Below are 24628 nucleotides of genomic sequence, written 5' to 3' on the forward strand. Positions count from 1 at the left end.
GCGAAAGCTATTTCTTGCTGTTTCTTGTTTGCTTGATGATGTTGCGCGCGATCCTAATCGTGCGTCTGGCCATTGTGTTAGTTCGTGAAATTCAGCGATCTGACTACTCGTCGTCGAAAATGCTGCACTGCTCCATCAGACGACTAATTTGATTTGAATCAAATACAATATCTGCGTCCCCGTGTGACCATTTTAGAACAAGTAAGCGGTCGATTAGTATCGCGATCTGTGGGTGGCCTGGGCTGATTTGTTCGCCGCCCGTTTTCGAAAATTGAATTTTTTGTGCGCTCCGCCTGTGGCTGAGCGAATGCACCGCTGTGAGCATTTGTCAGCGCTGCGCAGCGTTTTGGGGGGAATGATGGGGGGCTATCGACGGTCGGCTGGAGCGTTCGGGCAATCCCTGAACCGTCGTTGGTTCGTTCGGCTATCTTTGCTGTTGGCTTCGGCAGCGATCGCTTGCGCGGCATTGCTGCCGGTCAATGCCGGGGATCTGTCCGGGCCCGCGCGCGCCGGCTCCGGTCCCCTTGCGCTGGACCTCTCCGCGCTGGACCTGCCACTGGACTCGTCCGCACAGGCCCCTTCGGCCCTCGATCCGGCCGCCGCAGCCGGTTCGCTGGCTGACCCGACTGTCGACGCCCTGATTGACTATGCCCACACCCTCAAGAAGTCCGGTCAGCCCGGCCTGAACTACTCGCCGGTTCCGGCCGATCACGGATTGTCCACGGCAGCGGCCTCGGCCCATGCGGGGATCATGCCGCATGGATCGTCCGGCTCATCGCGTCGCTTCGCGACCCATTTCTCCGGCCACGCGCACGCCAAACCATCGCTGAAGTTGCCAGAGACCGCCGAACTCAAGCGGCTCGATACCACGCTGCAACTGGTCGCGACGTTCAGCATCGCAACGACCGCCGAGCAGCGCGTTCTGCGCTTTCACGAGACCCGCAAGGCGTTGGCGGCGATGCCGGCGCGCGCGCCCGACTTCGCCCTGCAGATGCAGGATCCGCGCGACGACACGACCCTCAGCAACTGGGTGGCGATCGAGAATTTCGACGACAGCATCGACCGGCCGCAGCGCTTCGATTTCGTCCAGATCCTGGCCGGCAAAGGCGAAGACTGGCAGCCGATCCTGATCGCCGCGCAGAAGCAGCCGAAGGCCGCCGCGGGATCGCGTGCACCGATGGTCGCTCCCGCGCCGGGCGATCCGGACGGCCGATACTTCGTCGGCTCGAAGCCGTGCGAAACCTGTCACGCCGGGCTGTTCGACGAATTTCAGCAGACCGTGATGGGCCGCAACATCAAGTCCGGCAAGATGACGCCGCAGGGCAAGATGGAGTGCGAGACCTGCCACGGCCCAGGCTCGGGGCATGTCAACGGCGGCGGCGGGCGCGAGAAGGGCGGCATCCGGTCGTTCCGGCTCAACGACAGCCGCGGCGTCGATATCGCCGAATACAACGGGGTCTGTCTGACCTGCCACGAGAAGGGCGACCAGACCTACTGGCAGGGCTCGCCGCACGAGAGCCGCGGGCTTGCCTGCGTCAGCTGTCACACCGTGATGCGCAAGACCTCGCCGCGCAACCAGCTCAAGACGCCGCTGGTGATGGATACCTGTTTCCAGTGCCACAAGGACCGCAAGGCGCAATTGCAGCGCACCTCGCACATGCCGATCCGCGAAAACAAGATCACTTGCGTCAACTGTCACAACCCGCACGGCAGCGCGACCGAGAAGCTGCTGCGCGAGGCGACGGTGAATGACGTTTGCTACACCTGTCATGCCGACAAGCGCGGGCCGTTCCTGTTCGAGCATCCACCGGTCCGGGAGAACTGCCTCAATTGCCACGAGCCGCACGGCTCGAACCACGAAGCGCTGCTCGTGGTGGCGCGGCCGCGGCTCTGTCAGCAGTGCCACACCAATCCGCACAATCAGCCCGGCCTCGGCGCAGCGAGCATGCGCTACCAGGTCGGCAATGCTTGCCAGAATTGCCACACCAACATCCACGGCTCGAACTCGCCGTCGGGTGGACGCTGGCATCGCTGACGACAAGCACCGAACGGCGGGCCCAACCGCTGTCGACGAGGACATGAGGGAAGCGATCGGCAAAGCGCAAGTCTTTGCAGAGGGGGCATGCAATGAGGATCGGGCACGGACATAGCTGGTTACTGACGCCCGCCTGGATCGTGGCTGCGACCGCGGTCTCCTGGAGCGCCAGGGCGGAAGAGGCCGCGCCGGCGCCGGGGCTCGCCGAGGAGCACGGCGGCGTCGTGTATTCGGGCGAGTTCGATGTCGGTTATCGGGCCTTCGTGGTCCGCCCGCCGCATTCGGCCTTTCCGTGGGTGAGGCCCGGCAGTCCGGCCAATATCAATCGCAACAACATCTCCAAATTCGAGGAGTATGGCCGCGTTCCGCCCGGGCCCTACGCGGAGTATCTCAGGGTCAATCTTCAGACCAGGGACGGCACGTACGAGAGCGAGCTGCGGGCCGACAATATCGGCAACAACAACCAGCGCTTCATCTTCGATGCCACAAAGGCGGGCGAGCACTACCTGACCGTGATGTGGGACCAGATCCCGCATTTGTACAACACCAGTGCGCAGAGCATCTGGAACGGCGTCGGTACCAACAATCTCACCACCTCGGTGCGGATCCCCGGCTCGACGGCGACGGCCAATGCCGTTGGCATCGCGCGGATGAATGCCGCGCTGGCGGGCAGGTTCAACACGATCGACGTCGGCATTCAGCGCAACAAAGGCGCGGTCGCGTATCGCTGGACTCCCGATCCGAACTGGGACGTCCGGGTGGCCTATTCGAATGAAAAGCGGGAAGGCACCCAGATCGCCGGCGTTGCGATCGGTAATCTGCCGGCGACCTCGATCCAGCATCTGCAGGCACCGCGGCCGATCAACGATACGACGCAGATCGCCAAACTCGGCACCCAGTATTTTGGCGCGACGCCCTGGGGCGGACGCTACAATGTCAATCTCGCTGGCGGCGCGTCGCTTTATCAGAACGAGTACAGCTCCTACACGTTGGAAAATCCATTCTACGACAACTCCACGGCAGCCAACCGCGCATCGTTCCCGCAGTACGCGCGTATCAGCCTGATGCCGAGCAACGAGGCCTACAACAGCACGGTGACGAGCGGCATCGACCTTCCGTGGAAGTCGCGCTGGAACAGCACGGTCCAGTACACCACGATGCGGCAGAACGATCCGTTCATACCGTTCACCTCGAACGTCAACGTCTATCTGCCGAACGGGATGCCGGCCTTCACGACCGCGAGCCTCCCGGCCTCCAGCCTTCACGGCGAAGTCAACACGTTGCTGTACAACACCAATTTGACGTCGCAGCTCGGCCAGGATGTCCGGACGACGTTCCGTTACCGATACTACGATAATGACAATCAGACGCCCGAATTGCTGCTGCCGCGCTACGTCGTCGAGGATTCGTCACAAACATTGGCCGGCGGCCTTTATCGCGACGGCGGTTCCGGCCGCCGGTCGCTGGCCTATTCGTACACCAAGCAGAACGTCAGCGAAGAGGCGCAATGGCGTCCGGCCAAGTGGGCGACGCTGGGCGCCACCGCAGGTTGGGAACGTTGGGACCGCACCCGCCGCGAGGCCAACGTCACCAACGAGTATCTCGGACGATTGACTGGCGACTTCAAGGTCGACGATTGGGCGACGCTTCGATCGAGCGTGCAATATTCGGAGCGTCGCTACGATAACTACGATGCGTTGTCGCTGGCGCGTTACGTCTGGTACGATCCGACCAACACCACCAACGGGCAAGGTGTCACCAACATCAATTTACGGAAGTTCGATCTCGCCAACCGCAACCAGACCAAGGCCAACGTCTTCCTCGATTTGACGCCCTTCAGCGACACCCCGCTCAGCGGACTGACGATGTCGCCCACCGGTGGTCTGCGGTTCGAGAGCTATCCCGATGATCCCAATTTCTTCGGGCTGCGGAAGAGCAATACCTGGAATGCCGGTATCGATTCAACCTACCTGTTCCAGGACGGCTCGTCGATCACGGCGTCCTATCTGCACGAAATCTACGATCGCAGCCTTGTCGGTGGCAACCAGACCACCGCGACGATCCTCGGCACGATTACCGCGCCTCCTCTCAACATGTACACGAGCCAGACCTACGAGAAGGTCGACACGGTCATCATCGCGGCGAATATCGCGTTGATTCCCGGCAAGCTCGACATGAAGACGAGCTACGCCGTGTCGGTTTCGAACGAGGATTGGAATTTTGCGCCTTACGGCTCGGCGCCTGTGCCGCTCTGCGGCGGCGTGGCCTGCAGTGGCTATCCCACCGTGACGACCCGTTTCCAGCGCCTCGACGGCTCGCTGAAGTACACGGTGGATCCGACTGCAGTGACGCAGATTGGCTGGAGCGGCGAGATGTTCATCAAGCTTCGCTACATCTGGGAGAACAATCGCGTCTCCAATTGGCAGCAGGATCTGGCGTCACCGTACTTGTATCTGGTCGACTCCGGGATCGCGCGCGCCATCAGCATGGGCGCGACCAATCCTAACTACAACGCGCAGTTCGTTCAGCTGTCGCTGAATGCGCGATGGTGAGCTTCGCCATGGGGCCAAACCCGTCGGCGCGCGGTCGAAGTGGGGATGCCGAGGTGGACGCCGCGTCTGCCGGCCAATGATTTCGGCAGCCAAAACGGCGGCCGGATAAATCAAAACAGGAGGAAATGAACGATGGACGACAGACAAACAAAGACGGGTCGCGCGATCTCGCGGAGACAGATGCTGAGTACAGCTGTCGGCGTCGCCGGGACCTTGGCGGCGCTGGGCCTCAGCGCCGGCGCAGCGAATGCCCAGGTGACCAAAAAGGCGACCCACAAGGACGCCGGCTATCGCGACTCGCCGAACGGCGCGGCGCGTTGCTCGACCTGCCGGCAGTTCCGGCCGCCGAGCTCCTGCATCACGGTGGAGAGCCCGATCAGTGCGGATGGGTGGTGCCGACTGTTTGCCAAGGCGTCGTAAGGACGTTGGTGCCGATGGCTTCTCGGGGGCATCGGCGCGGCTGGCTTCAGATCCGTAAGCAGGGGGGAGGATCGATGCGTTCGATCAGAGACTGGTTTTTGTCGCAGGCTGCCGGGCTCGCCGAACATTCGTGCCCAATGGCCATCGTGGTGTCGACCGCGGCGGCGTCGCTGTGCGGCAAGAGGTTTGCAGCCGGCGTTTCGCTAAATATGGCCGACAGCCTTCGCGTCGATCGTGGCGCGATGTGGGCTCAGGGGGATCTCGCCTTGAGCTCGCTCCGCCGGCAGTGGAGATGACCTGTCGGCGATGCGACAGCGCTCTCGTGCCTTTTCGGTCATGCGGTTGCGTTGACGCAGCGGCGTCGAATCTGCGCCGCTGAGGCGGCGGCCGTGATAGGCAAATAGAACCCCCTCGGACCGGCAGGCCCGAGGGGGTCCTCAGACGAAGATCTGTCAGCCCTTGGTCATGCTGATATTGACGCCGCGGATGTCGCCTTTGGAGCTGATCGCGACGGACTGCTTGTTGCCGCGGGTGGTTAACGAAATGTTGGCGGCGAATCCGGCTGCCTCGACGAACACTTCGATATTTCCGCCGCCGGCCTTGCCCTGCAGATTGCCGTTGATGTTGCGGCTCGCTTCGCTCCAGTTGCCGGAAATGCGGTCGCCGTTGCTGGCGACGTCGGCGGACAGGTCGAACTTGTAGCTGTCGCTGGCGCAGCGCAGCGTCTGGGCCAGCTGCTTGCCGCCGCCGCCGACCTTGTAGGTGGCGCGGCAGCGAATTCGCTCCTTCGTTCCATCCGAGAGAGCGACGGTGCCGGTGCCGGACCACGAGCCTTCGAATCCAGCGAACGGGCCCTCGGCATGGCTCGCGGAGGCCGACAACAGCATTGCCGCGGCAACCCCGGCCACCTTCAACGAGCCAAACGAAAAGGATGAACGAAGCAGTGTCATTCTTAGCTACCCCTGAAAAATGATACCGAAACGACGCTGCGCCGTATCAGCCTGTTAGTGTTCTCGCGTACCGACTGGTTCAAATCAGATAATACGCCGGTTGGTTCCCTGCAACGAAGCTCGCGAACGATGCAGGCGGTCGGCTGGCGCACGCCGGCCACACGTTCTGCGTCCATCGTTCCCCGTCCATGTCGCAAATCCGCAACGTCGCGCGAAGAAATCGATCGACGTGACGTCGGCGTTTGAAACATGGTCGCAACTGTCGCACTATGTGCGCAAATTTGGCCGCATTCGCGCGGTTAAATGACGGTCTGCACACGACGAGTCGATCGAGGCCTCGCAGCCTGTCGGGAGCGCCTTTGACGCCGATCGATGACGCTTCTGGTTTCCCCGTACAATCGAAGGAATAAAATGCAAAAGATCTTGGTTGCGATGATGCTGCTCGTTCCGCTGTCCACCGGCGCCTACGCCCAGCAGCAGCAACAGCGCAGCGGCACCCCCGAAGAGCAGGCCGCTTGCTCGCGCGACGTGTCCCGTCACTGCCGAGCGCTGATGGATCAGGGTGATTTCGCCATCCTCGCGTGCCTGAAGGAGCACCGTCCGAAGATCAGCCGCGCCTGCAACCAGGTGTTGGTGAATCACGGCCAATAATCGCCAATGCTCGTCCCGGGCGGACGCTGGCCGCCCGCGTTGGTGGGGCGGTGAGGATCTGACGCAGCCGCGCGGCCGTCCTGGCCGGCCTGCGTCAATATCGTTGGTTTAACCGGCGAATTTCCCGTATATGGCGTGCGCGAACGGATCAGCCCTGCATGGGGCGGGTCCGTTCGCGACGTTTTTCCATGTCCGAACCGAGCGTTAGTCAGAAACCGATGACGTCTGCGAGCGAATTGCGATCCGGCAAGACCCACCGGGACGAGAATTTCCCGGTCGCGTCGTGGATCATCCACCCGCGCCATCGCGAGCTGATTCTGGCATTTTACAATTTCGTCCGGACCGCTGACGACATCGCCGATCACGCGATGCTCGATGCTCCCACCAAGCTCAGCTATCTCGACCTGCTCGAAGCCGAACTGCTCGGTCGCGGCGAAACCCAGGCGGAGGCGGTGGCGCTGCGCAAGGCGCTGGCCGCGCGCGGAATGCCGCCGCGCCACGCGCTCGATCTGCTCACCGCATTCCGGATGGACGTCACCAAGCTGCGCTACGAGGACTGGGACGAAGTCATCCATTATTGCCGCTACTCGGCGATGCCGGTGGGGCGCTTCATGCTCGATGTCCATGGCGAAAGCACGTCGACCTGGCCGGCCTCCGACGCGCTGTGCGCCGGCCTGCAGATCAACAATCACCTGCAGGATTGCGGCAAGGACTATCGCAATCTGAACCGCGTCTACCTGCCGCGCGACGCGCTGGATGCGGTCGGCGCCAAGGTCGACGAACTCGGCCTGCTGAAATCCTCGCCGGCGCTGCTGAAGTGCCTGCAGGACCTCGCCGTGCGCACCGACGTGCTGCTCGGCCAGGGCCGGCCGCTCGCCGCTGAAGTCAAGGACTTCCGGCTCGGCCTCGAGGTTTCGGTGATCCAGAGCTTCGCCGATCGCATCGTCGCCATGCTGAAGGTGCGCGATCCGCTCAGCGAGCGGGTGCATCTGAAGCCGGCCGAATTCCTGTTCGCGACGATCGGTGCGATCGGGTCCGAGGTCGCGCGCCGCACCTTCGGTAGGGGGCCGGTGTCGAAGCCGGCGCCGCGCGCATGAGCATGCAGCAAGTGACTTCCGAACCCGTCGAACACCAAGGCGTCGCCGTCGGCAGCTCGTTCTACGCCGCGATGCGCATCCTGCCGCGCCCGCAGCGCGAGGCGATGTTCCAGGTCTACAGCTTCTGTCGCTACGTCGACGACATTGCCGATTCCGACGGTCCCCGTGATGTTCGGGCCGCGGGATTGCAGCGCTGGCGCGAGGATATCGACGCGCTGTATCGCGGCTCGCCGCCGCCGCGGCTGGCGGACTATCAGGAGTCGGTGCGTGCCTTCGGGCTGAAGCGCGAGGATTTCCTGGCGATCATCGACGGCATGGAGATGGACGTCACCGCCGACATCCGCGCGCCCAGCGAAGCTACGCTCGACCTTTACTGCGACCGCGTCGCCAGCGCGGTGGGCCGCCTGTCGGTGCGGATTTTCGGTCTGCCCGAGCAGGACGGCATTCTGCTCGCGCATCATCTCGGCCGGGCGCTGCAGCTCACCAACATTCTGCGCGACATCGACGAGGATGCGGGCCTCGGCCGACTGTATCTGCCGCGCGAGGGACTGCTCGCTGCCGGCATCACCAGCCTCGATCCGATGACGGTGGCCGAAGATCCGGCCGTGCCGAACGTCTGCGCGCCGCTGGTGGCGCGCGCGCTCGAGCATTTCGATGCCGCCGACAGGGTGATGAGCCGTAATCCGCGCCGTGTCGTCAAGGCGCCGCGGATCATGGGCAAGTACTACTTCTCTATCCTTCAACTGCTGATCGCGCGCGGCTTCGCGCCGCCGCGGGCGCCCGTCAAGCTCGGCAAGGCGGCGAAGATCGGCATTCTTCTGCAATACGCGATCGTCTGATGTCGAAAACCGTTCACGTTATCGGTGCTGGAATTTCCGGTCTCGCGGCCGCCACCAAGCTCGCGCGCGAGGGCTTCACCGTCCACGTCCACGAGGCGATGCAGCAGGCCGGCGGCCGCTGCCGCTCGTATTTCGACGCGCAGACCAATCTGGTGATCGACAACGGCAACCATTTGCTGCTGTCCGGCAACCAGGCCGCGTGCGACTACGCACGGTCGATCGGCACCGAAGCGGGGCTGGTCGGCCCGGCTCGTGCCGAGTTCGACTTCATGGACCTGAAGTCGAAGGCGCGCTGGAAGCTCGATCTCGGCAGCGGCCGGATTCCGCTGTGGCTGTTCGATGCCAAGCGCCGGGTGCCGGACACCACGATCGGGGATTATCTGGCGCTGGCGCCGCTGCTGTGGGCGCCGACCACCAAGCTGATCGGCGACACCATTCCGTGCCGTGGCCCGCTGTATGACCGACTGGTGGCGCCGCTGCTGCTTGCCGCGCTCAATGTCGATCCGCCCGAAGGCTCGGCGGGGCTCGCCGGCGCCGTGGTGCGCGAGACGCTGCTGGCCGGTGGGCAGGCCTGCCGGCCGCTGATCGCCCGGGACGGCCTCAGCGCCGTGCTGGTCGAGCCGGCCGTCGAGCAGCTCAAGCGCAGCGGCCCGGGCGTCGCGTTCGGCCACGAGCTGCGGTCGCTGACACCGGCGGGTGACCGGGTCGGCGGGCTGAATTTCGGCGGCGAGCATGTGGTCACGGTCGGCCCGGACGATTCGGTGGTGCTGGCGGTGCCGCCGCGCCCGGCGGCGTCGCTGCTGCCCGGCCTGAACACGCCCCAGAAGTACCGGGCGATCGTCAACGCCCATTTCGCCTATCCGCCGCTGGCGGGCATGCCGGCGCTGACCGGGGTGATCGGCGGCGTGGTGGAGTGGCTGTTCGCCTTCCCGAATCGGGTGTCGGTGACCATCAGCAACGGCGACCGGCTGGTCGATGCGCCGCGCGACCAGCTTGCGGCCGAAATATGGGCCGAGATCTGCCAGATCTCCGGTATCACGGCGAATCTACCGCCGTGGCAAATTGTCCGCGAGCGGCGGGCCACCTTCGAGGCTACACCGGCTCAGAACGCCCTGCGTCCAGGGCCGGTCACCCAGTGGAAAAACCTGTTCCTCGCAGGCGATTGGACTGATACGGGGTTGCCGGCCACCATCGAAGGGTCGGTCCGCTCGGGCAATCGTGCCGCGGATCTGGTGCTGGCGCGGGGCCGGGCCTGAGCGATTTCGCCGGGCCGGCGACCACGGAGACTACGAAAACTATGGATTCCGGCATTCACAATTCCGGCGCCGAGCGCGGCAGGACGCTGGAGGCGTCGATCGATGCTGCGCGCGGCGCGCTGATGGGCCTCCGCCGCGACGACGGGCATTGGGTGTTCGAGCTCGAAGCCGACGCGACGATCCCTGCCGAATACGTGTTGATGCGTCATTTCCTCGGCGAGCCGGTTGCCACCGAGCTCGAGGCCAAGATCGCCACCTATCTGCGCCGCACGCAGGGCGCGCATGGCGGCTGGGCGCTGGTGCACGACGGCGACTTCGACATGAGCGCCAGCGTGAAGGCCTATTTCGCGCTGAAGATGATCGGCGATGACGTGGACGCCCCGCATATGGCGCGTGCCCGCGAGGCGATCCGCTCGCGTGGCGGCGCGATCCACAGCAACGTGTTCACCCGCTTCATGCTGGCGATGTACGGGGTCACCACCTGGCGCGCCGTGCCGGTGCTGCCGGTCGAAATCATGCTGCTACCGAGCTGGTCGCCGTTCACGCTGACCAAGATTTCGTATTGGGCGCGCACCACCATCGTGCCGCTGATGGTGCTGTCGGTGCTCAAGCCGCTCGCGCGCAACCCCAAGGGCGTCGGCATCGACGAATTGTTCCTGCAGGATCCGAAGTCGATCGGCCTGCTGGCCAAGGCGCCGCACCAGAACGCGTTTCTGTTCAAGCTGTTCGGCTCGATTGACGCGGTGCTGCGGGCGATCGAGCCGGTGATGCCGAAGAAGTACCGGAAGCTCGCGATCGAAAAAGCGCTCGTCTTCCTCGAAGAGCGCCTCAACGGCGAGGATGGGCTCGGCGCGATCTTCCCGCCGATGGCCAACGCCGTGATGATGTACGACTCGCTGGGCTACGGCGAAGACTACCCGCCGCGCGCCAGCCAGCGCCGCGGCATCGAGCTTCTGCTGGTGGATCGTGGCGACGAGGCCTACTGCCAGCCCTGCGTCTCGCCGATCTGGGATACGGCGCTGGCGAGCCATGCGGTGTTCGAGGCTGACCGCACCGAAGGAGCCAAGTCCGTTCAGCCGGCGCTCGACTGGCTACTGCCGCGCCAGGTGCTCGACCTCAAGGGCGACTGGGCCGCCAAGGCGCCGGATGTTCGTCCGGGCGGCTGGGCGTTCCAGTACAACAACGCCCATTACCCCGATCTCGATGACACCGCGGTGGTGGTGATGGCGCTCGACCGCGCCCGCAAGGACGCGCCGAACCCCGCCTACGACACCGCCATCGCGCGGGCCCGCGAGTGGATCGAGGGCATGCAGAGCGACGACGGCGGCTGGGCTGCCTTCGATGTGAACAACACCGAGTATTATCTGAACAATATCCCGTTCTCGGACCACGGCGCGCTGCTCGATCCGCCGACCGAGGACGTCACCGCACGCTGCGTGTCGATGCTGGCGCAGCTCGGCGAGACGATGCAGTCGAGCCCTGCGCTGGCGCGCGGCGTCGAATATCTGCGCAAGACCCAGCTTCCGGACGGCTCTTGGTACGGCCGCTGGGGCCTGAATTACGTGTACGGCACCTGGTCGGTGCTGTGCGGGCTGAACGCCGCCGGCGTCGACCATCAGGATCCGGCGATTCGCAAAGCGGTGGACTGGCTGGCTTCGATCCAGAACGCAGACGGCGGCTGGGGCGAGGATGCGATCAGCTATCGGCTGGATTATCGGGGCTACGAAAGATCAGCCTCCACGGCCTCGCAGACGGCATGGGCTTTGCTTGCTCTGATGGCTGCGGGTGAAGTCGATCATCCGGCCGTGGCGCGCGGGATTGAGTACCTAAAAAGCACACAGACCGAAAAAGGACTGTGGGACGAGCAGCGCTACACCGGTACGGGCTTTCCGCGGGTGTTTTATCTGCGGTATCATGGATACTCAAAGTTCTTTCCGCTCTGGGCGCTGGCGCGGTATCGAAATTTGAGATCCACGAACAGCAAGGTCGTAGGGGTCGGAATGTGATTCTGGGGGCTAGGGATGAAGCGGCGGCGGACGATCCGCGGCCGGTTCTAATCGTGACGGGGCTGATACAGGAAGCAAGAATTGCAGAAGGACCGGGTCTTACGGTCATTTGCAGCAGTAGCGATCCAAAGCAGTTGCGCCGCATGATGGCGAGCTTCGACGCCACCTCGATCCGGGGTGTCATCAGCTTTGGCGTAGCCGGCGGTCTCGACCCGTCGCTGCGGGCTGGAGACGTCGTGATCGCCACCGAAGTTGTGGCGGGTGAACGCCGTTGGGCCTCGGAAGTTTCCCTCAGCGACGAATTATTGCGAAGCGCCGGCCTCGGCCGTCAGCGCGTCGTTCGCGGCGGTCTGGTTGGAGCCGAGCAGGTGGTGGCGGCGCGTGACGCCAAGGCCATCCTGCGCGCCGAAACCGGCGCCGCAGCGGTCGACATGGAAAGCCACATCGCCGCCGATTACGCCGCCGCTGCCCAGCTGCCGTTCGCGGCGCTGCGCGTGATCAGCGATCCCGCCAATCGAAGCCTGCCGCAGATCGTGTCCACCGCGATCAAGCCGAACGGCGATGTCGATCTGCGCCGCGTGCTCCGTGGCCTCGCGCGTCACCCGACGTCGATCCGCTCGCTGGTCTCGACCGGTATCGACTTCAACCGGGCGCTCCGCAGCCTGCGCGGCTGCCGTGGTTTCATGCTGGACGCCGTGCTGGGCCGTGGCGGTCTTGTCGCGGAGCTCTGAGGAGCTTCGCCACGTCGCATTTTGGGTGGCTGTGCCCGCGAGATCTTCGATCCCGGAACGTTGCGGCGACCGGTCGGGGCGTGATGAGATTGATGGCGCGTTGGTCGGGTTTAGCGGCGCCGCAATAGGCTGCCCGGCCGCAGCATCCTCCGCGCATTCGCGCCGACTGCAGATTTGAGAAACGGTTCTGCGAAATGCCGTGGGGCGGGGCGACTGATAGCAAGTCATCGATTGCGTCGGACCGCGCGTGCGGCTTTCGACACGGCGCCAAAGATAGCGTCAGCCATAGATCAGCCCAAAAACGGGCCCCCACTTCGATCGATTGGCTTGCAACCGAAAGATCGAGATGCGGTCCCCTTCGTCGTCATTCCGTATCGCGTGCTTCGCGATAATTGCTGCTGCCGTGGCAGTGCCTTCAACGGCAAGTGCCGAGCTGATTTCCGATAAGTCGCAAAGCGTGTCGTTGGACAGGCAAGCCGTCGGCAAGGTGGTCGGCGGCATCGCTGTCGAGTTGCGGGAAGGTTACGTCTTTCCCGACACCGGAGTGCGGGCGGCGGATGCGCTGGAGAAGGCATTGGGAGAGGGTGCCTATGCGGGCGTCACCGATCCAGCCCAGTTCGCGCGGATCCTGACTGAACAACTCGGCGCGATCACCAAGGACAGCCATATGCGGGTGATCTTTGGCTCACCGTTTCGGAACCAGCCCCCGCCTGCCGCATCCCAGGGGGCCGGCTTCGAGGTGAAGCGATTGGACGGGAACATCGGATATATCCACCTCGCGCGCTTCGTTCCGCCCGATATCTTCAAGCCTGCGGCCGACGAAGCCATGCGCAATCTGGCCGATACCGCGGCGCTCGTCATCGACATGCGGGACAATGGCGGCGGACATCCGGGATCGGTAGCCTACCTGATCAGTTTTCTGCTCGACCCGGGCAAGAGCGTTCATATCAACGATTTGATCTGGCGAAACCGTGGGACTGCGACTTTCAGAACGGAATCGTTCTGGAGCGTCGCGACGCCGGTGCATTATGTCGACAAGCCCGTCTATGTCCTGGTCGGGCCTAAGACCTATTCGGCTGGAGAGGAGTTTGCCTACGATCTCCAAGCACTCAAGCGCGCGACCGTGGTGGGCGAGAAAACTCGCGGAGGCGCCAACCCCGGCGGCCTGAAAGACCTCGGTTCCGATATCTTCGTTGTCGTGCCGACCGGCAGGGCTGAGAACCCGATGACGCACGGCAACTGGGGTGGCGTCGGTGTGCAGCCTGACGTCCCGGCGGCACTCGGAGACACTCAGGAAGTTGCAGTCGCCATGGCGAAGGGGCTGCCTGCACCGCAATTGGCGCGATAGCCCAAGCGTGCTTGCCGTTCGGGCCGCGCTTTCGCGTTACTCTGGAGCGATCGGACGTCACGTCTTGATCTCGTCCTTGAGCCAATCGACGAACCGGCGAAGATATCGGGGATCCGCCCGCGACGTCGGGTGAGCGAAGTACTTCTCGCCCTTCACGACAAGGTCAGGAAAAGGACAGGCGAGTTTCCATTCTGGCTGGCCGGGAAAGAACTCCTTGGGCGCCACGATCGAGCCCAATCCTTCGCGCACCGCATGCATCGCGACGAACATGTGGTCGAAACGGTGACCGCCTTCGAAAACATGGTCGCGCAGGCCTGCCTTCTGCAGCCACGCCTCCCAGTGCCCCGGCCGCGTTGACGACGTGATCAGCGGAAACGCCAGAAGATCCTCCGGCTTGTCGACGGGACTCGTCTGAAGCAGATCCAGGCTGCAGACCGGCGTCAGGTTCTCTTCAAGCAACGCCGTCGACGCTTTCGCATGCCCTCCGATCCTTTCGCTGCTGCCCCGCGTGATCAGCAGATCGTGTGAGGACACGTCCGGCGTTTGTCCGGTCATGCGCGTCGAAATCCAGACCGACAGATCGGGATTCGCCATTTCGAACCGTTTGAGCCGCGGCATCAGAAAGTACATGGCGAAGGTCGATGGCGCCTCGACCGCCAGCACCGCCTTGCTGCGGCGGCGTCGGACATAGTGGCAGGCAGCTTCGATGTCGCGAAACGATTGGCTCAGTTGCTCGGCCAGGACCCTGCCGTAGGGCGTGAGCGCCAGACTGCGACCCTCGCGCGTGAAAACCTGTTGTCCCAGCCAGTCCTCCAGCAATCGCACCTGCTTGCTGACGGCGCCGTGGGTGACCCCGAGTTCTTCGGCGGCCGCGCTCAGACTGTCGCTGCGCGCCGCGACCGCGAACGCCCGAAGCGCAACCAGCGGCAGTTCTCGTTCTTTCACCATGACCTCCGTGTGACGATAGCGACCAGCAGCGGCGCCTTATGGACGACTTTTACTCACATATCTGTAGGTTTTATTCGATCGATTCTCACACTTTCACCGACTACCACCGGGGCCGAGCCGACACGAATGGCGGCGCCCAGCACCCGGATGAACATCATGACGACCCCTTCTCAATCCGACAGTTCGCAAACTCTGATCGAGGCCAACGGCCGCAGCTATGCCGTGCCCGAACGGCCCGTCGTCGTGATCTGTCTGGACGGCTTCGACCCCGATTATCTGGACCGCGGACTTGCCGATGGCGTGCTGCCGACCATCGCCGCGGTTCAGTCGGCCGGCTATGTCGGCACGGCGCTGGCTACGGTGCCGACGACCACCAACACCAACAACACCTCGATCGTCACCGGGGTCTCCCCCGCGATCCACGGCATTAACGGCAACTACTATCTCGATGCCGAGACCGGTGAAGAGATCATGGTGACGGACGCCCGGCGGCTGCGCTGCGGCACCATTCTCGGGGCAATGAGCAAGGCGGGTGTACGGACCGCGGTGGTCACTGCCAAGGACAAGCTGCTGAAGGTGCTCGCCTACGAAATGGACGGGATCGCCTTCTCATCCGAACACCCCAACGCCGCCGATCTCACCGCGCTCGGCTTCAAAAGCGGTGAAGACATGGTGGGCCGCGCGAAGCCGGATCAATATTCAGCCGACCTCTCGCTGTTCGCGCTGGACGCCGGCATCAAGCTGTTGGAAACGGCCAGGCCCGATCTGATGTATCTGTCGACGTCGGACTATGTGCAGCACAAGTACGAGCCGGGCGATCCGGAATCGAATGCCTTCCACACGGCGGTCGACGGCCGCATCGCGCGACTGATCGAACTCGGCGCAACCGTCGCACTAACCGCCGATCACGGCATGGCGGACAAGTCGGATGCCGATGGACGGCCGAACGTCGTCTATCTCGAGGACGCGCTGAACGAGAAGTTCGGTGCCGGCGTCGCGCGGGTGATCTGTCCGATTGCCGATCCATTCGTTCGTCATCACGGCGCGCTCGGCGGCTTCGTGCGCGTCCATCTGCTCAAGCCCTGCGACGTCAAAGCGATGATGACCTATGCGCGATCGCTGCCCGGCGTCGAGCTGGTGCTCGATCGCGCCACGGTGTGCGAGCGCTACCAGTTGCCGCCGGATCGCGAGGGCGACTTCGCGGTGTTCACCGATCGCGCAACGGTGGTGGGCGCGCGGCGTGAAGACCACGACCTCTCGGCCCTCGGCAACCACCGCTTGCGCTCGCATGGCGGGCTCGGCGAGCAGCGGGTGCCTTTTTTGCTGTCGCGCCCGCTCACGCGTGGCTACCGCGAGCGCGCGGAAACCGGCGTGCTGCGCAACTATGACATCTTCGACTTCGTCCTGAACGGCGTCGAATAATCGCTTCATCGGCAAGTCAAAGGAAAACGGACATGCGTGCACTTCGCATCGGCATGGTGGCGCTCGCCATCACCGCGGCCGGCCTCTGCGCCGGCCACACCGAGACGTCGGTGATGGGAACCGGGTCGGCCTTCGCCGCTCCGATCTATCTCAAGTGGGGAGAACAACAAAGGTCGACCACGGGGCTTGCGATCAACTATCAGCCGTCTGGATCCTCCATCGGGCAGCTCCAGGTCCTGAAAGGTCTGACGGACTTCGGCGCGTCCGACGTCCCGATGGACGATAGCAAGCTTAAGGAGGGCGACATCCTGCAGTTTCCCACCGTCGCCGGCGGCTATGCGATCGTGGTCAACATTCCCGGTGTTGCGCACGGCCAACTCCGGCTCACCGCGCCGGTCCTTGCCGACATCTTCATGGGGCGCATTGCGTCGTGGGACGACGAACGGATCGTGGCGCTCAATCCCGGTCTCGGCCTGCCCAAGCTTGCGATCTCGCTACTCTATCATGCGGGCGGATCGGGCGGCACCTACGCGATCTCCCGATATCTTTCCAAGACCAGCGACGTCTGGCGGGACAGGATGGGGATCGGCATGACACTGAATTGGCCGGTCGGGGCCGGCGTCAAGGGCAGCTACGGCGCAGCGTCGACCGTGCCGATGACCACCGGCGGGATCGGCTATGCCGAACTCTCCTATGTCCTCGCCAATAATCTGGCGACCGTTCAATTGCAGAACAAGGCGGGCCGGTTCGTCCTTCCGAACGGCGATACGTTCGCGGCCGCCGCCCAGAATGGCGATTGGTCCGTGCCGAACTATGCCGTCGATCTCACCGATATGCCGGGCGAACAATCCTGGCCGATCGTCACGGCGACCTTCGTGCTTGTCCCCCGAAGCCCAGCCAAAGTCGCAACGTCCGCTGCCGCCCTGCGATTCTTCAAATGGGCCTTGGCGCATGGCGACGGCATGGCCCGGTCGATGCAGTTCGTTCCTCTACCAAGCAAAGTCAAAGCTGATATTCTGAAGACCCTCAGGAATTGAACTGCAGCACGGTCAAAATAAAAGCGCGGCCCGCAGGCCGCGCTTTTTGTCTATCAGCCGTGCCGGCAATCAGGCCGCGGTGGAGGCTTGCGGCTGGCGCTTGTCCTTGGCTTCCGCCGCCTCGTCGCGGCGGATCTCCGTCAGCGTCTTCTGCACCTGCTCGGCGAAGATGTACTGAGCCGGCCGCTGCTTCGACAGATCGATTTCCGGCGCCATCGGGCCCGAGGTCCGGATGCCGCGGATCGCCACCCAGGCAGCCTTCAGCGGGTTATTGAGCGACGCCGCTGCGGCGGTCGGCTCGTAGCCGCAATGCGCCATGCAGTCTGCGCACTTCTCGTACTTGCCGGTGCCGTAAGTTTCCCAGTCGGTGGTCTCCATCAGCTCCTTGAAGGTCTTGGTGTAGCCTTCACCGAGCAGATAGCAGGGCTTCTGCCAGCCGAAGATGTTACGGGCCGGCATGCCCCACGGCGTGCACTCGAACTCCTGATTTCCCGCCAGGAAGTCCAGGAATAGCCCCGAGTGCATAAAATTCCACTTCTTGCCCTTGCCGCGCGCGAACACGTCGCGGAACAGGTTCTTGGTCTTTTCGCGGTTCAGGAAGTGCTCCTGATCCGGCGCGCGCTCATAAGCGTAGCCCGGCGACATCGAAACGCCGACGCCGAGTTCCGCTGTGAAGTCGAGGAATTTGGCGATCTCTTCGGCCGGATGGTTGTCGAAGATCGTGGCGTTGACGTTGACGGCGAAGCCGCGCGCCTTGGCAGCCTTGATCGCCGACACGGCGCGATCGAACACGCCCTTCTGCGACACCGCCTGATCGTGGTGCTGCTTCAGGCCGTCGAGGTGCACCGAGAAGAACAAATAGGGCGAGGGCTCGAACAGATCGAGCTTCTTCTCCAGCAGCAGCGCGTTGGTGCACAGCGACACGAACTTCTTGCGCGCCACCAGGCCGCGCACGATCTCGCCGATCTCCTTGTGGATCAGCGGCTCGCCGCCCGGGATCGCGACCATCGGCGCACCGCATTCCTCGGCGGCGTCCCAGCATTCCTGCGCGGTCATGCGGCGGTTCAGAATCGCATCCGGGTAATCGATCTTGCCGCAGCCGACGCAGGCCAGGTTGCAGCGGAACAGCGGTTCGAGCATCAGCACCAGCGGGTAACGCTTGCGCCCCAGCAGCTTCTGCTTGAGCAGGTAGCCGCCGATCACGAGCTCCTTGTGAAACGGTATTGCCATTACGTGTACTTCTCTTTCATTCAAATCGTCGGTGTGCGGATCAGGCCGTCGCCAGTTCCGCGGGCAGGACGAACTCGATGTTTTCTTCGCGGCCCGGAAGCATCGAGACCGTCACCGGTACGATCCGGCGCAGCGCCTCGATGACGTCGTCCACCAACACTTCGGGAGCGGACGCACCGGCGGTGATTCCCACCGCCTTCTTGCCTGCGAGCCATTCCGGGTTCAGCTCGCTGCCGTCGGCAATCAGATAACTCGCGATGCCGGCTTCGGTACCGATTTCCCGCAGCCGATTCGAGTTGGAACTGTTATTTGCGCCGACCACCAGGATCAGGTCGACCAGCTTGCTCATGTCGCGCACCGCTGACTGCCGGTTTTGCGTAGCATAGCAGATATCGCGGGTATCGGGGCCCTGGATATCCGAGAATCGCTTTGAAAGCGCCGCGATGATGTCCTTGGTGTCGTCGACGCTGAGGGTGGTCTGGGTGATGTAGGCCACCGGGGTGTCGGACGGCAGCGTCAGCGACGCCACGTCCTGCAGATTCTGCACCAACAGCACCGGGCCGGGAACCTGGCCCATCGTACCGACAACCTCTGGATGGCCTGCGTGGCCGATCAGGATCAGGGTCCGGCCCTTGGAGGTATAACGCTTGCCCTGGTTGTGAACCTTGGTCACAAGCGGGCAGGTGGCATTGAGCACCGGAAGGTCGCGGGCAGCAGCCTCTTCTTCGACGCTACGGGCGACGCCATGGGCACTGAACACCGTCACGGCCTTCGGCGGCACCTCGGACAGGTCCTCGACGAAGATCGCACCCTTTGCCTTCAGGCTCTCGACCACGTATTTGTTGTGCACGATTTCGTGTCGCACATAGACCGGCGGGCCATATTTTTCCAGCGCGCGTTCGACGATCTCGATCGCACGAACGACGCCTGCACAGAATCCACGAGGCTGGGCTAGAAACACTTCGAGAGGGCGAACGTCAGACAAAGGGCACCACGCTCATGATTGTTCTGTCTCCGGCGATTTTAACGGTAAATCCCATACCACATCTAGTCGGTACGGTGACACCCACATCGCTGGGACGCAGGGTTCCCACGGGCGCCCTGTGAAAACGCGCTTGGCAATCCAATCTGTTGAGATTACTTCCGGCCACGACGCCCGCGGGCTTCATGGGTCTTTCGAGTTTTGGTCGCTGGAACCACAGAGACCGTTCGATCGTCTTTCGATCCCCGGCAGAGCCGCCGCATTCTAGGCCAGCCGATAGCAATAGAAAGAGCAAATGTGCTGAAAAGTGCCGTCGTTTCCGTTGTCAAAGCCAGCACCCGGTTTGCATCTATTACTGTCGCGATTGGAGTACTCCTGGCCATCGCAAGTGGCTTCTATACTTTCAAACACTTCGGCATCAACACCGATATCAATCATTTGATCTCGGAGGATCTGGACTGGCGCAAGCGTGATATCGCGTTCGAGAAGGCGTTCGACCAGGAAAGACTGATCCTCACGGTGGTGGAGGCTCCGACGCCGGAGTTTGCCAACGCCGCGGCGGCCGCTTTGTTTCAAAAATTATCCAGCAATAACAAAAACTTCGAATCGGTGAAGCGGCTCGGCGGCGGGCCGTTTTTCGACCGGAACGGCCTGCTGTTCATCCCGACCGAAGAGGTCGCGAAGGTCACCGGGCAATTCCAGTCCGCGGTGCCGCTGATCGAGATCATGGCCGGTGATCCCAGCATTCGCGGCCTGACGGCCGCCCTGGAGACCGGTCTGATCGGTGTGAAGCGTGGCCAAGCCAGCCTTGATGGTGCCGCGGCACCGTTCAATGTGATCAGCCAGACGGTCGAGGATGTGCTGGCCAATCGCCCGGCCTTCTTCTCCTGGCGCGGCTTGAGCAGCCCGGAACCGCTGACCGAAGGCGACAAGCGGCAGTTCATCGAGATCAAGCCGATCCTGGACTTCCAGGCGCTGGAGCCCGGCAAGGACGCCACGGACGCGATCCGGCAGGCCGCCGCCGATCTCAAGCTCGAGCAGGAATTTGGTGCCCACGTGCGGCTGACCGGCCCGGTGCCGATTGCCAACGAGGAATTCGCCACCGTCAAGGACGGCGCCGTGGTCAACGGCATCGGCACGGTGCTGGTGGTGCTGTTCATCCTGTGGCTGGCGCTGCATTCCGGAAAGATCATCTTTGCCGTGGCCGCCAACCTGTTCATCGGCCTGGCCATCACGACCGCTGTCGGGCTGATGCTGGTGGATTCGCTGAACCTGCTGTCGATCGCCTTTGCGGTGCTGTTCGTCGGTCTCGGGGTCGATTTCGGGATCCAATACAGCGTCCGCTACAGGTCGGAACGCCACAAGGCCGGCGACCTGGACAAGGCGCTGGTGCAGGCGGCGGACTATTCGGCCGTGCCGCTGTCGCTTGCGGCGATGTCGACCACCGCCGGGTTCCTGTCGTTCCTGCCGACCTCCTATAAGGGGATCTCGGAACTCGGCGAGATTGCCGGCGCCGGCATGGCGATCGCGTTTCTCACCAGCATCACGGTGCTGCCGGCGCTCATCAAGCTGCTGAATCCGCGCGGCGAGAAGGAGCCGCTCGGCTACGCCTTCCTGGCGCCGCTCGACCATTTCCTCGAGAAGCACCGGATCGCGATCATTGCCGGCACCATCGGCGTGTCGCTCGCCGGCCTGCCGCTGCTGTACTACATGCAGTTCGACTTCAACCCGATCAACCTGCGCAACCCGAAGGTCGAGTCGATCGCCACCTTCCTGGATTTGCGGCGGGATCCCAACACCGGCGCCAATGCGGTCAATGTGATGGCGCCGAACGAGCAGGGGGCCCGGACGATCGAGGCCAAGATGGCCAAGCTGCCGGAAGTGTCGCGCACCCTGTCGCTCGATACCTTCGTGCCGGCCGACCAGCCCGCCAAGCTGAAGCTGATCCAGGCCGGCGCCAAGGTGCTGCAGCCGGCGCTCAATCCGGACCAGGTCGATGCTCCGCCGACCGACAAGGAAAACGTCGATTCGCTGAACAGCTCGGCGGAGGCGTTGCGCAAGACCGCCGGCGACGCCAGCGGGGCGGGGCCGGATGCCGCTCGGCGGCTGGCCAAGGCACTCGGCGCATTGGCGACGGCCGATGAGGCGACGCGAGAGCGTGCCCAGGCGGTGTTCGTCACACCGCTGAAGATCGCCTTCGACCAGCTCCGCAACATGCTGCAGGCCCAACAGGTGACGCTCGACAACCTGCCGCCGGATATCGTGTCGTCGTGGAAGACCAAGGACGGCCAGATCCGCGTCGAGGTCCTGCCGAACGGCGACCCGAATGACAACGACACGTTACGCAAGTTCGCCGCCGCGGTGCTGCAGGTCGAGCCGAATGCGATCGGCGGCCCGGTGTCGATCCTGAAGTCGGGCGACACCATCGTCGGATCGTTCATCCAGGCCGGCCTGTGGGCGCTGCTGTCGATCTCCCTGCTGCTGTGGATCACGCTGAAGCGCTTCACCGATGTCCTGCTGACGCTGGTTCCGCTCCTGGTGGCCGGCGCCGTGACGCTGGAAATCTGCGTGCTGATCGATCTGCCGCTGAACTTCGCCAATATCGTCGCGCTGCCATTGATGCTCGGCATCGGCGTGGCGTTCAAGATCTACTACGTCACGGCATGGCGCGCGGGCCGCACTAATCTGCTGCAATCGGCGCTGACGCGAGCGATCTTCTTCAGCGCGCTGACCACCGCAACGGCGTTCGGGAGTCTGTGGCTGTCGAACCACCCCGGCACCGCCAGCATGGGCAAATTACTGGCTCTATCGCTGCTCACCACGCTCGGCGCGGTGCTGCTGTTCCAGCCGGCGCTGATGGGCAAGCCGCGGCACGTCGACGAGAGCGGCGACACCGACTTGTGAGTCGCGCGGAGGTGCCATGCGGGCGTGGGGGAGGTGGATATTCCCCCGCAGCCGGCGGGCAAATCATGAAATACTGTGCAAAGGCTGGGCGCGTCCCGATTGACGCAGGGGCGTTGACGGGGCTGGCGCCTGACCGTCCGATCGGACTATACGTTCGTCGGGGCTTCGCTATCACGCCGAGGTCGCGTCCGCCGCAGATGGGCATGGCGAGCGCGCATCACCAGTCCGGAAACAAAGCCCGAGAGCGGCGCGCGCCTGCCTTTTGTATTGACGGCGCGTCCAACAAGCGACGTAAGTAGTCCATGCAGCAGTCGGATCTAGACTTCGCCGAGATGTTCGCGGCCCGCGAAGCGCAGCGCAGCAATATGCATGCGCGCCATCTCAACGAACAGCTCGTGCGCGTCCTGAAGACCATCGGTTACGATGTCGGCTTCCAGAAGGGCACCGGCCAGTATCTCTACGATCGCGACGGAGCGCGCTATCTCGACCTGCTGAGCGGCTTCGGCGTGTTCGCGCTGGGACGTAATCATCCGGTCCTGCGCAAGGCGCTGCAGAGCGTGCTCGACGCCGACATGCCGAACCTGGTGCAGCTCGACGTCTCGACACTGGCGGGCATTCTCGCCGAACGTTTGCTCGAGCAGGTGCCGTATCTCGACAAGGTGTTCTTCGCCAATTCCGGTGCCGAATGCGTCGAGGCTGCGATCAAGTTCGCGCGCGGCGCCACCGGCCGCAACGGCATCGTCAACTGCGACCACAGCTATCACGGCCTGACCTACGGTGCGCTGTCACTGACCGACGACCCGAATTTCCAGGGCGGCTTCGGACAGTTGCTGCCGGGAGTCACCACGATCCCGTTCAACGATCTCGCTGCGCTGGAAAAGGCGCTATCGACTCGCGAGATCGCCGCCTTCATCGTCGAGCCGATCCAGGGCAAGGGCGTCAACATGCCCACCGACGAGTTCCTGCCGGCCGCTGCGGCGCTGTGCAAGCGCTACGGCACGCTGTTTGTCGCCGACGAGATCCAGACCGGCATGGGCCGCACCGGCCGCTTCCTGGCTGTCGAGCATTGGAACGTCGAGCCCGACATGGTGCTGTTGTCCAAGGCGCTGTCGGGCGGCCATGTGCCGGTCGGCGCGGTGCTGACCCGCAAGGCGATCTTCGACAAGATCTTCAACCGCATGGATCGCGCCGTGGTGCACGGGTCGACCTTCGCCAAGAACGATCTGGCGATGGCGGCGGGCATCGCCACGCTGGAGGTGCTCAAGGCCGAGAAGCTAGTCGAGGCCGCCGCCAAGCGCGGCGCCGAGCTGCGGCTGGCGCTGACCCGCATGGTCCCGGGCTACGAGCTGCTCAAGGAAGTCCGCGGCAAGGGGCTGATGATCGGCGTCGAATTCGGCCCGCCGAAGTCGCTGCGGCTGAAAGCGTCGTGGACGATGCTGGAGAGCGCCAACAAGGGCCTGTTCGTCCAGCTCATCACGGTGCCGTTGTTCAAGGATCACAAGATCCTCACGCAGGTCGCCGGCCACGGCCTGCACACGGTCAAGCTGCTGCCGCCGCTGACCATCACCGAGGACGACTGCAGCTGGATCGAGCGCTCGTTCGATCAGGTGATCGCCGACAGCCACAAGGTCCCCGGCGCGATCTGGTCGCTCGGCAAGACGCTGGTCGACAACGCGATGCGCAAGTCGGCATAGCCGACGCCTGCGGAGACCGGCATCGGCGCAGCGCTCGCGCATCTGCATGCGTGTCGGCTTGACTTGCAGCAAGACCCCGCGCGTGGGGGCGACTACGTTGCGGAAGCCGCCGTGTACCACGGCTGACCTCAACCGAGGGCGAGCGGAATGTCCCTGAAATCACTAGTCGTTTTCGTCGACCCGACCAGCGCCTGTGAGGCGCGGATTCGCTATGCCGCGGAGCTGGCGTTGCGGCACGGCGCGCATTTGATCGGGGTCTACATCCAGCCGAACGCGTGGCAGAACGACCGATCCGACAATTTCATCCAAGGCGGCGGCGCGATCCGGGAGATGCTTGAACGACACGGCCTCGCCGAACGCAACGCGCGGTCGGACGCAAGTTTGCGCTTCGAGACTTTGGCCGAGCGCGGCAATTCGTCGTTCGAATTTCGCGTCATCCGCGACGACGATGCCGACCATCTCGCGCGGCTGCATTGCCTGCACACCGATCTGGTCGTGGTCGGTCATCCAGCTCCGGGAGGCCTGT

The 24628-nt window shown here is 63.7% G+C and carries 20 protein-coding genes; 15 read left to right on the top strand and 5 right to left on the bottom strand.

Annotated features, from left to right (window positions below; translation table 11 throughout):
- The first annotated feature begins 436 nt into the window (after window positions 1–436).
- The 4 genes from LPW26_RS17795 to LPW26_RS17810 all read left to right on the top strand — a co-directional run bounded on the left by LPW26_RS17795 (window position 437) and on the right by LPW26_RS17810 (window position 5303).
- Window positions 437–2035 carry a DmsE family decaheme c-type cytochrome gene (locus tag LPW26_RS17795; RefSeq protein ID WP_238736861.1) on the top strand — a complete coding sequence of 533 codons (1599 nt, stop codon included), beginning with the start codon at window positions 437–439 and terminating at the stop codon, window positions 2033–2035.
- Between the two features lie 92 nt (window positions 2036–2127).
- Window positions 2128–4587, top strand: a complete 2460-nt coding sequence (locus LPW26_RS17800) for an MtrB/PioB family decaheme-associated outer membrane protein (RefSeq protein ID WP_238736862.1) — start codon at window positions 2128–2130, stop codon at window positions 4585–4587.
- A 180-nt stretch (window positions 4588–4767) separates the two neighbouring features.
- The gene (locus LPW26_RS17805; RefSeq protein WP_238736864.1) at window positions 4768–5007 is read left to right on the top strand and encodes a high potential iron sulfur protein; all 240 of its coding nucleotides are present in this window, start codon (window positions 4768–4770) and stop codon (window positions 5005–5007) included.
- A 74-nt stretch (window positions 5008–5081) separates the two neighbouring features.
- Window positions 5082–5303 (top strand): hypothetical protein, encoded by a 222-nt coding sequence (locus LPW26_RS17810; RefSeq protein WP_238736866.1) that lies wholly within the window; start codon window positions 5082–5084, stop codon window positions 5301–5303.
- Window positions 5304–5459: 156 nt separating this feature from the next.
- Here the strand turns inward: LPW26_RS17810 and LPW26_RS17815 are convergent, their stop codons facing one another.
- Window positions 5460–5957: a hypothetical protein gene (locus LPW26_RS17815; RefSeq protein ID WP_238736868.1), complete on the bottom strand. Its 498-nt coding sequence runs from the start codon at window positions 5955–5957 to the stop codon at window positions 5460–5462.
- Between the two features lie 411 nt (window positions 5958–6368).
- Between LPW26_RS17815 and LPW26_RS17820 the strand changes: the two genes are divergently transcribed.
- From LPW26_RS17820 to LPW26_RS17850, 7 genes are all read left to right on the top strand, one after another.
- Window positions 6369–6608 carry a hypothetical protein gene (locus LPW26_RS17820; protein ID WP_238736870.1) on the top strand — a complete coding sequence of 80 codons (240 nt, stop codon included), beginning with the start codon at window positions 6369–6371 and terminating at the stop codon, window positions 6606–6608.
- A gap of 218 nt (window positions 6609–6826) precedes the next feature.
- Window positions 6827–7705, top strand: coding sequence for a squalene synthase HpnC (gene hpnC / locus LPW26_RS17825; RefSeq protein ID WP_238736872.1), 879 nt, complete (start codon window positions 6827–6829; stop codon window positions 7703–7705).
- 2 nt (window positions 7706–7707) lie between these two features.
- A complete protein-coding gene (gene hpnD, locus LPW26_RS17830) occupies window positions 7708–8544 on the top strand; it encodes a presqualene diphosphate synthase HpnD (RefSeq protein WP_406677829.1) in 837 nt (278 codons plus the stop codon).
- A complete protein-coding gene (gene hpnE, locus LPW26_RS17835; RefSeq protein ID WP_238736875.1) occupies window positions 8544–9800 on the top strand; it encodes a hydroxysqualene dehydroxylase HpnE in 1257 nt (418 codons plus the stop codon). Before hpnD ends, hpnE begins: the two co-directional genes overlap by 1 nt.
- A 41-nt stretch (window positions 9801–9841) precedes the next feature.
- Window positions 9842–11806: a squalene--hopene cyclase gene (gene shc / locus LPW26_RS17840; RefSeq protein ID WP_238736876.1), complete on the top strand. Its 1965-nt coding sequence runs from the start codon at window positions 9842–9844 to the stop codon at window positions 11804–11806.
- Window positions 11803–12537, top strand: coding sequence for a phosphorylase (locus tag LPW26_RS17845; protein WP_238736878.1), 735 nt, complete (start codon window positions 11803–11805; stop codon window positions 12535–12537). Before shc ends, LPW26_RS17845 begins: the two co-directional genes overlap by 4 nt.
- Before the next feature lie 403 nt (window positions 12538–12940).
- The gene (locus LPW26_RS17850; protein ID WP_238736880.1) at window positions 12941–13885 is read left to right on the top strand and encodes a S41 family peptidase; all 945 of its coding nucleotides are present in this window, start codon (window positions 12941–12943) and stop codon (window positions 13883–13885) included.
- 57 nt (window positions 13886–13942) lie between these two features.
- On the opposite strand, the gene LPW26_RS17855 is transcribed toward LPW26_RS17850, so the two are convergent.
- Window positions 13943–14833 (bottom strand): LysR substrate-binding domain-containing protein, encoded by an 891-nt coding sequence (locus tag LPW26_RS17855; protein WP_238736881.1) that lies wholly within the window; start codon window positions 14831–14833, stop codon window positions 13943–13945.
- Window positions 14834–14989: 156 nt separating this feature from the next.
- Between LPW26_RS17855 and phnA the strand changes: the two genes are divergently transcribed.
- A complete protein-coding gene (phnA, locus tag LPW26_RS17860) occupies window positions 14990–16255 on the top strand; it encodes a phosphonoacetate hydrolase (protein WP_238736910.1) in 1266 nt (421 codons plus the stop codon).
- A 53-nt stretch (window positions 16256–16308) separates the two neighbouring features.
- Window positions 16309–17292: a phosphate ABC transporter substrate-binding protein PstS gene (gene pstS, locus LPW26_RS17865; protein ID WP_238736883.1), complete on the top strand. Its 984-nt coding sequence runs from the start codon at window positions 16309–16311 to the stop codon at window positions 17290–17292.
- 69 nt (window positions 17293–17361) lie between these two features.
- Here pstS and hpnH read toward each other — a convergent pair whose 3' ends face one another.
- Window positions 17362–18522 carry an adenosyl-hopene transferase HpnH gene (gene hpnH, locus LPW26_RS17870; protein WP_238736884.1) on the bottom strand — a complete coding sequence of 387 codons (1161 nt, stop codon included), beginning with the start codon at window positions 18520–18522 and terminating at the stop codon, window positions 17362–17364.
- 40 nt (window positions 18523–18562) lie between these two features.
- Window positions 18563–19507 (bottom strand): 4-hydroxy-3-methylbut-2-enyl diphosphate reductase, encoded by a 945-nt coding sequence (ispH, locus tag LPW26_RS17875; RefSeq protein WP_238736885.1) that lies wholly within the window; start codon window positions 19505–19507, stop codon window positions 18563–18565.
- Window positions 19508–19801: 294 nt separating this feature from the next.
- Between ispH and hpnN the strand changes: the two genes are divergently transcribed.
- Window positions 19802–22408, top strand: coding sequence for a hopanoid transporter HpnN (gene hpnN, locus LPW26_RS17880; RefSeq protein WP_238736886.1), 2607 nt, complete (start codon window positions 19802–19804; stop codon window positions 22406–22408).
- 302 nt (window positions 22409–22710) lie between these two features.
- The gene (gene hpnO, locus LPW26_RS17885; RefSeq protein WP_238736887.1) at window positions 22711–24102 is read left to right on the top strand and encodes an aminobacteriohopanetriol synthase HpnO; all 1392 of its coding nucleotides are present in this window, start codon (window positions 22711–22713) and stop codon (window positions 24100–24102) included.
- 162 nt (window positions 24103–24264) lie between these two features.
- On the opposite strand, the gene LPW26_RS17890 is transcribed toward hpnO, so the two are convergent.
- A complete protein-coding gene (locus tag LPW26_RS17890; RefSeq protein WP_238736888.1) occupies window positions 24265–24609 on the bottom strand; it encodes a hypothetical protein in 345 nt (114 codons plus the stop codon).
- Between the last annotated feature and the right edge of the window lie 19 nt (window positions 24610–24628).

The organism is Rhodopseudomonas infernalis (assembly GCF_022271405.1).
Classification (GTDB): Bacteria; Pseudomonadota; Alphaproteobacteria; order Rhizobiales; family Xanthobacteraceae; genus Rhodopseudomonas; species Rhodopseudomonas infernalis.